General features: G+C 69.7%; 11 protein-coding genes. 8 read left to right on the top strand and 3 right to left on the bottom strand.

Annotation, left to right across the window (positions count from 1 at the left end; genetic code table 11):
• A partial coding sequence (locus tag QZV94_RS20235; protein ID WP_367254957.1) for a GAF domain-containing protein occupies positions 1 to 294 on the bottom strand: 294 nt, incomplete at its 3' end.
• Between the two features lie 221 nt (positions 295 to 515).
• Between QZV94_RS20235 and QZV94_RS20230 the strand changes: the two genes are divergently transcribed.
• The 3 genes from QZV94_RS20230 to QZV94_RS20220 all read left to right on the top strand — a co-directional run bounded on the left by QZV94_RS20230 (position 516) and on the right by QZV94_RS20220 (position 3702).
• A complete protein-coding gene (locus QZV94_RS20230) occupies positions 516 to 1259 on the top strand; it encodes an enoyl-CoA hydratase-related protein (RefSeq protein WP_293681100.1) in 744 nt (247 codons plus the stop codon).
• A 71-nt stretch (positions 1260 to 1330) separates the two neighbouring features.
• Entirely contained in the window at positions 1331 to 2743 is a 1413-nt protein-coding gene (locus QZV94_RS20225) for an MFS transporter (RefSeq protein WP_293681097.1), read from the top strand.
• A 44-nt stretch (positions 2744 to 2787) separates the two neighbouring features.
• Entirely contained in the window at positions 2788 to 3702 is a 915-nt protein-coding gene (locus QZV94_RS20220) for a hypothetical protein (protein WP_293681094.1), read from the top strand.
• 1 nt (position 3703) lies between these two features.
• Here QZV94_RS20220 and QZV94_RS20215 read toward each other — a convergent pair whose 3' ends face one another.
• Complete coding sequence (locus QZV94_RS20215) at positions 3704 to 4246, bottom strand: GNAT family N-acetyltransferase (protein WP_293681091.1); 543 nt, start codon at positions 4244 to 4246, stop codon at positions 3704 to 3706.
• A gap of 11 nt (positions 4247 to 4257) precedes the next feature.
• Positions 4258 to 5505, bottom strand: coding sequence for an aspartate kinase (locus tag QZV94_RS20210; RefSeq protein ID WP_293681088.1), 1248 nt, complete (start codon positions 5503 to 5505; stop codon positions 4258 to 4260).
• A 121-nt stretch (positions 5506 to 5626) separates the two neighbouring features.
• Between QZV94_RS20210 and QZV94_RS20205 the strand changes: the two genes are divergently transcribed.
• The 5 genes from QZV94_RS20205 to QZV94_RS20185 all read left to right on the top strand — a co-directional run.
• Positions 5627 to 6142, top strand: a complete 516-nt coding sequence (locus QZV94_RS20205; RefSeq protein ID WP_293681085.1) for an AbrB/MazE/SpoVT family DNA-binding domain-containing protein — start codon at positions 5627 to 5629, stop codon at positions 6140 to 6142.
• Position 6143: 1 nt separating this feature from the next.
• The gene (locus QZV94_RS20200) at positions 6144 to 6527 is read left to right on the top strand and encodes a type II toxin-antitoxin system VapC family toxin (protein WP_293681082.1); all 384 of its coding nucleotides are present in this window, start codon (positions 6144 to 6146) and stop codon (positions 6525 to 6527) included.
• 2 nt (positions 6528 to 6529) lie between these two features.
• Positions 6530 to 7282 (top strand): bifunctional 2-polyprenyl-6-hydroxyphenol methylase/3-demethylubiquinol 3-O-methyltransferase UbiG, encoded by a 753-nt coding sequence (gene ubiG / locus QZV94_RS20195; RefSeq protein WP_293681079.1) that lies wholly within the window; start codon positions 6530 to 6532, stop codon positions 7280 to 7282.
• 51 nt (positions 7283 to 7333) lie between these two features.
• The gene (locus tag QZV94_RS20190; RefSeq protein ID WP_293681076.1) at positions 7334 to 8137 is read left to right on the top strand and encodes an FkbM family methyltransferase; all 804 of its coding nucleotides are present in this window, start codon (positions 7334 to 7336) and stop codon (positions 8135 to 8137) included.
• A 68-nt stretch (positions 8138 to 8205) separates the two neighbouring features.
• The coding region (locus QZV94_RS20185; RefSeq protein WP_293681073.1) for a hypothetical protein at positions 8206 to 8413 on the top strand (208 nt) is incomplete at its 3' end.

The following is an 8413-nucleotide window of genomic DNA, read 5'->3' as shown; positions in this document are numbered from 1 at the left end:
CGCATCGGCGAGGTTCAGGGGGCGTCCTGCCCGCATGATCTCGCCCACCAGGCCCTCGCCGGGCTTCATGCGGGTGACGTGGACCGCGGAAACGTCCAGGCCCTCGGTGGCGAACAGCTCCATCTCGCCGTTCGCGCGGCGCAGGTAGATCGAGCAAACCTCGGCCACCATGCTGAGCGCGATGATGCGCACCACCATGTCCAGGCGCGCCTGGGCCGGCCCGCCCCCGGCGAGCGGCTCGCGGATCTGCCGAAGCAGGCTCCGCGGTCCACGTATGGCGGCTGGTGCGGCCATCGTAAGCGCAATGTCCTCCCTGTCCGTTGGGCGCTGACTAGCAGTTTTGTCTTACAGAACCGAGACTCAAAGCGCGTCTGTACCCTTCACGACATAGGCGCCCAAAGCGTGGGCAAGGGTGCGGCTGGCGACGGCCATGACGCTCTGCCGCGCAGATGGATGGCTTGAGCCAACGTAGCGGAAGTCGGCTATGTCCCTCGCCAAACGGGAGGGCGCGCGAGATGACCGACGAACCTATGCTGGTGGCCGAGGCGCTCGAGGGCGGCCTGGAACGCCTGACGATGAACCGCCCCGCGCGGTTGAATGCGCTCAACCATCCCATGGCCGAGGCGCTCCTGGCCCACTTCGAGTCGCGCCGGCGGGACGAGGATACCCGCGTGATCCTGCTGTGCGGCGCGGGCCGCGCCTTTTGCTCCGGCGCGGACCTGAAGGCCAGCGGCCAGCCGGACGCTCTGCGGGACGGTCCGAAGGGCGATTGGGTGCTGCGCGACCTGATGAAGGCCATGCGCGCCTGTCCGCAGCCGGTGATCAGTCTGGTTCGCGGGGCGGCGGCCGGCGGCGGCCTCGCGCTCGCGCTGGCGTCGGACATCATCGTCGCCTCGGAAACCGCAGCCTTCCACACCGCCTTCATCAACGTCGGCCTCTCCGGCGCCGAACTGGGCGCGAGCTGGAAGCTGCAGCGGATGATCGGCGTCTCCCGCGCCCGCGAGATGCTCTACACTGGCCGGCCGCTGAAGGCGGCGGACGCTCTCACCCAGGGTCTGGTCTCCGCGGTCGTGCCCGATGCCGAACTTGAAGCTTACGGCGAGGCGCTCGCCAGGGACATGCTGCGGGCGCAGCCCGACGCGCTTCGCCTTTCCAAGCGCAGCTTTGACGCCACCCTCGACGCCATCAGCCTGGAAGCCGCACTGGAACTGGAGGAGCGCGCCCAGATGCTGATGATCGCGCGCCGCGGCCAAGCCTAGGCGGCGAATACGCCCGTTCCGGCTCCGCCCGTCTAGGCATCGTCCGGTCATCCGAGCTATCGACGTCTTGCATGACCGAAGCTCTCAAAGGCCAGGCTGCTGAAGCCACCGGCTGGGCCGACCTGTTCGCTGAGGGCCGGCTGCCGCGGTTCGCGCTGATCATGCTGGGCGTGTGGCTGAACGCCGCCGACAGCTTGGTCACCGCCACCATCATGCCCAGCGTGGGCGCCGACCTCGGTGGCTACGCCTATTTCAGTTGGGCCACGGCCGGCTACTTCGTCGGCGCGATCATGGCCGGCGCCAGTTCCGGGCGGCTGTCGGAGATGTTCGGCCTGCGCTCGGCGACCGCGGTCGCGGGCCTGGTGATGGTCGCCGGCTGCATCCTCTCGGCCGCGGCGCCCAACGTCGCTCTGTTCCTCACCGGTCGCCTGATCCAGGGGCTCGGCTCGGGCTGGATCTCCGGCTTCGCCATGGTCGCCATCGCGCTTCTGTTCCCCGCGCGCCATCTGGCCCGCGTCTTCGCAGCGGTGACCTTCGTGTGGGGCGTCGCCACCGTGGCCGGACCGCTGTTCGGCGGCGTGGTGCTGGAGGCCGGCCACTGGCGCGACGTGTTCTGGCTGTTTGCGGCCCAGGCCGCGCTGTTCAGCCTTGCCGTCCCCTTCCTCCTCGGCGGAGCGGGGAAGGCCGGTGGCGGGCCGGGCGTTCCGTGGGCGCAACTGGGCCTCCTCGGCCTGGGCGTGAGCGCGATTGCGATCGCCAACATCCTCACGAACGCCCCCGTCGCCATCGGGTTGGTGGTCCTCGGACTTGTTGTCCTGGCGCTGGTGGCGATCCTCGACGACAGGATGCGCGTGCGCTTGCTGCCGCACCGGGCGGGGGATCTGCGCACCGTGGTAGGGGCGGGCTACCTGTCGATGTTCGCCCTCACCGCCGCCTCCATGGGCTTCTCCATCTACGGTCCCCCGATCCTGCAGCAAACGCGCGGCTTCTCCCCGCTGTGGGCGGGCTACGCCGTCGGCGCGGAGTCCATGGCGTGGACCGTGGCGGCGATGGCCGTCGCGGGCGCAGGGGCAGTCTGGGACCGGCGCTGGATCCGCATCGGCTCACTCCTGCTGATCGTCAGCCTCGTCATGCTGCCCTTCACGCTAGCGGCGGGGCCGCTCGTGTGGGTGCTCGTCGCTGGCGGTCTGATGGGCGCGGCCTTCGGCTTCTCCTGGGCGTTCATGAGCACCCGGGTGCTGGCCGCGCTGCGCGACGAGGACCGAGCCATCGGTTCCTCAGGCATCACCGCCGTGCGCCAGAGCGGGGCCGCGGCCGGCGCCGCCATCTCCGGCGTGGCCGCAAACATCACTGGCTTCTCGGGCGGTCTCAGCGATGTGAGCGCGCGCGCTGCGGGGGTCTGGGTCTTCGTCGCGGTGATCCCCTTGGCCCTTGCGGGGACGTGGGCGGCGTTCCGGCTGACCGGCTCGGCGGAGCGGGCCTAGCCGCGGCCCTTGAAGAAGCAGCGTCCCAGGGCTTTGATCAGCCAGTGAATCCAGTCGCAGCGTCCTCAGCCGAATTCCCCGCCGGTCCGCACCACACGCTTGCGCGTCTCAGCTTCGGGTTCCTGCTGGACGAGATCACCACCGGCCTTGCCGCGCTGGAGCCGTTGGACGCGCTGCTCGTGCTGGCGATCAACCAGGCCAACATCGTCCCGCTGACCCGGGACGCGGACGCCCGCGCCCGCTATGGCCAACTCGACGCGCCGGCGCCGGACGATGAGCGGTGCCCCGTCAGCATCAACGCCGTCGCCGGCTCGCTGGGCTTGCCGTTCGAGACCACGCGGCGTCGGATCCGACGCTTGGCGGGCGGCGGGACCTGCATCGTGTCGCCGGAGGGCGTCGTGGTGCCGGCCAGCTTCCTGGCCTCGCCCGCCTATTTCGCCTCGGTGCTGGCGGGGCATGAACGCCTACACCGGTTCTACCTGGACCTGCGGACCGCCGGTCTTGTCGAGGAGATGCCGCCGCCCGCCTATGGCCTGGAGGGCAGGGTGCCCGTGCGGGCCGCCGCGCGGCTGCTCGCCGATTACATGTTGCGGATGTCCGATGGGCTGATGCGCGAGGCCGGCAGCGTGGTCTCGGCCCTGCTCCTGGCGGCCCTGCTCGACGCGGCCTTGCAGGCTCCGGAGGCCGCGCCGCGGTCCATGAGCGCCCTGCGCGCCCGTCTGAGGCTGCCGGGCGAGACGGTGCGCCGCCACGTCGCGCGCCTGGCGGACGACGGGCTCGTGACGCGCACCACTGCCGGGGCGGTGTTGCTGCCGGAGAGCTTCGCGCGGCCTGGCCTGCAGCGGCTGTTCGACGACAATGCCGCCAACGTCCAGCGCCTGTTGGCCGGCCTGGCCGAGCGCGGCGTGATCCTGGCGTGGGAGACGGGCGGCTCGATGGAGGGCCGCGCTAGCGCCTAGACTAAAGCCGCTTGGCCATCAGGATGTCGGGCTTGCCGAAGCCGTTGGCGTGCGGAACCAGGCCGGTGATCTCGTATCCGAGCTTCCGGTAGAACGCGAAAGGATGGCCGTTGGTCTCCACCACGCCGGCGATCTTGCCCGCCACGTCGGGGAACAGCTCCTGGCCAAACAGGTTCGTGCCGTCGAACTCGTCGTCCGTGCCAAGGTACACTGTCAACATGCCGGCCGCTCGCGCCCGCTCCTCCAGCAGAGCCACCAGCGCCGAGCCGACGCCGCGCCGCTGGGCCGCCGGGTGGACCGCCAGCGGATGCAATTCCCAAGCGTACTCGTAACCCTCGATCCTCCCAACCCAGCCGACCACCGCGTCGCCGTCCAGCGCCGCCCACGCCGCCCGCCCCAGCTCCGTGAAGAAGGTCTGGACCTCTTCGGCGAACGCGCCGTCGAAGGCCGCTGGCAGGTGCGCGAACGCCGCCTCCAGCACGTGGGCGGCCTGCACCCGCTGCGCCGCGGTCAACTGCGAGAAGTCGACGATGCGGAGCCCCATGGTCCGCCCGCCTAGAGCTGGTCCAGCCCGTAAGCCGCGTGCAGGGCGCGCACGGCCAGTTCGGTATAGGCCGCGTCGATCAGCACGCTGATCTTGATCTCCGAGGTGGAAATGACCTGGATGTTCACGCCCTTGTCGGCCAGCGCCTGGAACATCGACTTGGCGACGCCGGTGTGGCTGCGCATGCCGACGCCGATCACCGAGACCTTGGCCACGTCGTCGTTGACCTGCACGTCCTCGAAGCCCACGTCGGGCTGGACGGAACGGACGATCTCCACGGCGCGCGCCGCGTCGCGCTTGCCGACGGTGAACTCCATGTTGGCGGTGTCGGCAGTGCGGGCCTTCGACTGGACGATCATGTCCACGTTGACGTTCGCATCGGCCAGAGCGCCGAAGATGGTGGACGACACGCCGGGATGGTCCGGCAGGCCGAAGAGGCTGATCTTCGCCTCGTCGCGGCTGTAGGCCACGCCGCTCACGATCCGCTTCTCCACGATCTCCTCCTCGTCGCACACGATGGTGCCCTGACCGGGGGCTTCCCCGGGCTCGACAAAACTCGACAGCACCCGCACGGGCACATGATAGGCCATGGCCAGCTCGACCGAGCGGGTCTGCAGCACCTTGGCCCCCAGCGACGCCATCTCCAGCATCTCCTCGTAGGAGACCTTGGCGAGCTTGCGGGCCCTGGATTCGATCCGCGGGTCGGTGGTGTAGACGCCGTCCACGTCGGTGTAGATGTCGCAGCCGCAGCCGAGCGCCGCGGCGATCGCAACGGCAGAGGTGTCCGAGCCGCCCCGGCCCAGCGTCGCGATCCGCCCGTCGCGGGTGACGCCCTGGAAACCGGCGATCACCGCCACCTCGCCGGCGTCCATCGAGGCGCCGAGCTTCTCGGGCGGGATGTCGTCGATGCGGGCGCGGCCATGGGCGTCGTCGGCGATGATCGGGATTTGCCAGCCCAGCCACGAGCGGGCAGGGACGCCCATGTTGCGCAGGGTCATGGCCAGGAGACCCGCGGTGACCTGCTCGCCTGAAGCCACCACGACGTCGTACTCGTCGTCGGAGGGCGTCAAGCCCTGCGCCGCGGCGCCCGAGCCGTCGGTCCAGGCCACCAGCTCGTTGGTCTTGCCGGCCATGGCCGAGACCACGACGGCCACCTGATGCCCGGCGTCGCGCTCGGCGCTCACCAGCCGCGCCACGCGCCGGATCCGCTCCAGGTCGGCCACCGACGTGCCGCCGAATTTCATCACCAGCCGGGACACGCTAGGCCGACCCCTCCTCGCGAAAGCGCGCCCTTCTAACGGCGGGGCCCGCGCCGCACAACGGGCTTGCGGTTGTGATCGAGGGAAACTACCTAACTACCTACCTACTCAGGAGGGCGGCATGGAGCGAGGTGAGGCCGAACGTATCGTCGCCTCCGCGATGACGGTTTCCGACAAGATCCGCGCGCTGGCGGGTGCTGGCCATCCTCGCGCGGAGATCGCCAGGCTGCTGGGCAAGCGCTACCAGCACGTTCGAAACGTTCTGGAGGCCGACAAGCTGCGCTTGGGGACGCGCCCCGCCGGGGCGGAGCCGTACGCCACGGGCGTCGCAGCGCCACCGCCGCGCTATCAGGCCACGATGCTTCCCGACGTGGAGGAGCGCAGTGGCGGCACATACCGCCTCGCGGTGCGCGCAGACGGGTCGGTCGTCCTGCCGGCCGCGGTGCGCGAGGCGTTTGGCATCGATCTTCCGGGCGTCGTGATGGCGCGCCTCGAGGGCGACGAGTTCAAGATCATCAGCATCGCGACGGCATGGCGTCGCATCGACGAACTCTTGGCCCCTTACAAATGGAAGGGTGGCCCGATGGCGTCTGATGAGTTGATCGCCGAGCGTCGCGACGAGGCCGAGCGCGAGTGACATGGCGGATGTCGTGCTGGACGCTTCCGCGATCCTGGCGCGGATCCTCGACGAACCGGGATGCGAGATCGTGGACCGCGTGATTGGTGGGGCCGTCATCAGCGCGGTCAATCTCACGGAAGTGGCGCAAAGGCTGGTGGATCTCGGCGTCGACGACGCGCTTGTCATCGACACGATCGGGGCCTTCTCGTTTCAGGTCGTCGGGCTTGATGAGGCGTTAGCCCTCCAGGCGGGCCTCATGCGCCGTGCGACGCGGAGTCGCGGCCTCTCGCTCGCCGACCGCGCCTGCCTGGCCCTCGGCCTGCGCCTGGGCCTCCCGGTCTACACCGCCGACCGCGCCTGGGCCGATCTGGACCTGGGCGTGGAAGTCGTGCTGATACGCTGAGCATGTCCGCCACCGCCCGCTCCTCGATCGATCCGGCTGAAGTCGAGACATTTTCGCGCATCGCGGCGGAGTGGTGGGACCCCAAGGGCAAGTTCGCGCCGCTTCACAAATTCAATCCCGTCCGCCTCGGCTTCATCCGCGAGCAGGCCCTCTACCGTTTCAAGCGCGACCCCGGGGCGCGGCGGCCATTCGAGGGCCTTCGCCTGCTCGACATCGGCTGTGGCGGCGGCCTGCTCAGCGAGCCGATGACCCGCCTGGGCTTCGACGTCACCGGCGTCGACGCCTCGGAGCGCAACATCGGCACCGCCGCCGCCCACGCCGCCGAGCAGGGGCTCGTCATCGACTACCGCGCCTCCACCGCGGAGGCGCTGGTCGAAGCCGGCGAACCCCTGTTCGACGTGATCCTGAACATGGAGGTTATCGAGCATGTGGCGGACCCGGCGGCCTACCTGCAGGACTGCGCGCGGCTGCTGAAGCCGGGCGGCCTGATGATCGTCGCCACGCTCAACCGCACCCTGAAGGCCCTGGCGCTGGCCAAGATCGCGGCCGAGTACATTCTGCGCTGGCTGCCCGCCGGCGCCCACGACTGGAACAAGTTCCTGAAGCCCGGCGAGATCCGCGGCTTCCTGTCCGGCGCCCCGGTGATTGTCGACGGCCCCTACGGCGTCGTATTCAACCCGCTGACAGGGCGGTGGACGCAATCCACCGATACCGACGTCAACTACATGATGACCGTGGTCCGCGACGCGGCTTAGACGCGGGGTCGAGCGCCGTGGGGGCGGCCGAGGGCTAGACTGGGAGATTGGATGCCATCCCTTCGCGTGCTGGGGCACGCCTTCCGCGCCTGGCGGCGGAACAGGAGCTGGGCCAAGCACGAGCCCGAGACCCCTTACCTGGCGGACCTGTTGTCGGGCGCGCCGGTATGCCTGCACGTGGGCGCCAGCGACGGGCGCCACTCCTATGTCATGACCCAGGTCGCGCCGGAGGCTAAGATCTACGCCTTCGAGCCCTCCGCCTTCGCCTTCGAGGTGCTGAAGGTCGGCATCGCCTGGAACCGCATGGGCAGGCAGGTCACGCCCGTGCACGCTGCCGTCGGCGACAAGCCGGGCGAGCTGCTGCTGGTCACGCCCAAGAAGACCTCCGGGCGCATGGGCCGCGCCTATGCGTATGTCGCCGAGAAGATGCCCAACGGCCCCGCCCGGCCCGATCTGGAGGACACGGGCATGGAGGTCCAGCCGACGCGGGTGGTCACCCTGGACGGCTTCTGCGCCGAGCATGGCATCGAGCACGTCGACTTCATCCGCATGGACATCGAGGGCGCCGAGTTGATGGCGCTGATGGGCGCCCTGACCATCCTCGACCGCGACCGGCCGCACGTTCTTCTGGAAATCCACCCGGTCATGCTCCAGGCCCGCTTCGGCAGCTCGGGGGAGGAGGTTCTCGACCTCTTCCGGGACCGGGGCTACCGCATGTTCGCCCTGGCCGATGGCCGCCTGGAGGAGCGCACGACGCTGGTCGAAGGGCTCCCCTGGAAGGACTACTTCTTCATCCACCCCACCCGCGCGGCGAAGCTGCCCGACGGGGTGTTCAAGGCGCGGATGGCGGCGTGAGCGAGCCGGATTGACGCCCCAGGGGTAACCGCCGTCTCATGGGGCGAACGCCCAAGGGAGTCCCGCCCGTGAAACGCGCGCTGATCTGCGGCCTCGCCGTGCTTGCATTTGCTCTGCCGGCGTCTGCCGGAGACGCCGCCTACAAGGCTCCGCGCAACGGCTTCGGCCAGCCCGACCTCACCGGCGCCTGGTCTAACGTCACCCTGACGCCGCAGGTCCGCCCGCTTCTCTCTGGGACCCGAAAGGTAAAGACACCGGAGGCGGGTCAACTCCTCC

The sequence above is a fragment of the uncultured Phenylobacterium sp. genome (assembly GCF_902826855.1).
In the GTDB taxonomy this organism is placed as follows: Bacteria; Pseudomonadota; Alphaproteobacteria; order Caulobacterales; family Caulobacteraceae; genus Phenylobacterium.
Note: the sequence above shows the minus strand (reverse complement) of the source record. Positions and strands in the feature narration are given on the sequence as shown.

Coding starts and splice junctions, on each gene's coding strand:
- QZV94_RS20230 (WP_293681100.1), top strand. CDS start 516: ATGACCGACGAACCTATGCTGGTGGCCGAGGCGCTCGAGGGCGGCCTG.
- QZV94_RS20225 (WP_293681097.1), top strand. CDS start 1,331: ATGACCGAAGCTCTCAAAGGCCAGGCTGCTGAAGCCACCGGCTGGGCC.
- QZV94_RS20215 (WP_293681091.1), bottom strand. CDS start 4,246: ATGGGGCTCCGCATCGTCGACTTCTCGCAGTTGACCGCGGCGCAGCGG.
- QZV94_RS20205 (WP_293681085.1), top strand. CDS start 5,627: ATGGAGCGAGGTGAGGCCGAACGTATCGTCGCCTCCGCGATGACGGTT.
- QZV94_RS20200 (WP_293681082.1), top strand. CDS start 6,144: ATGGCGGATGTCGTGCTGGACGCTTCCGCGATCCTGGCGCGGATCCTC.
- ubiG (WP_293681079.1), top strand. CDS start 6,530: ATGTCCGCCACCGCCCGCTCCTCGATCGATCCGGCTGAAGTCGAGACA.
- QZV94_RS20190 (WP_293681076.1), top strand. CDS start 7,334: ATGCCATCCCTTCGCGTGCTGGGGCACGCCTTCCGCGCCTGGCGGCGG.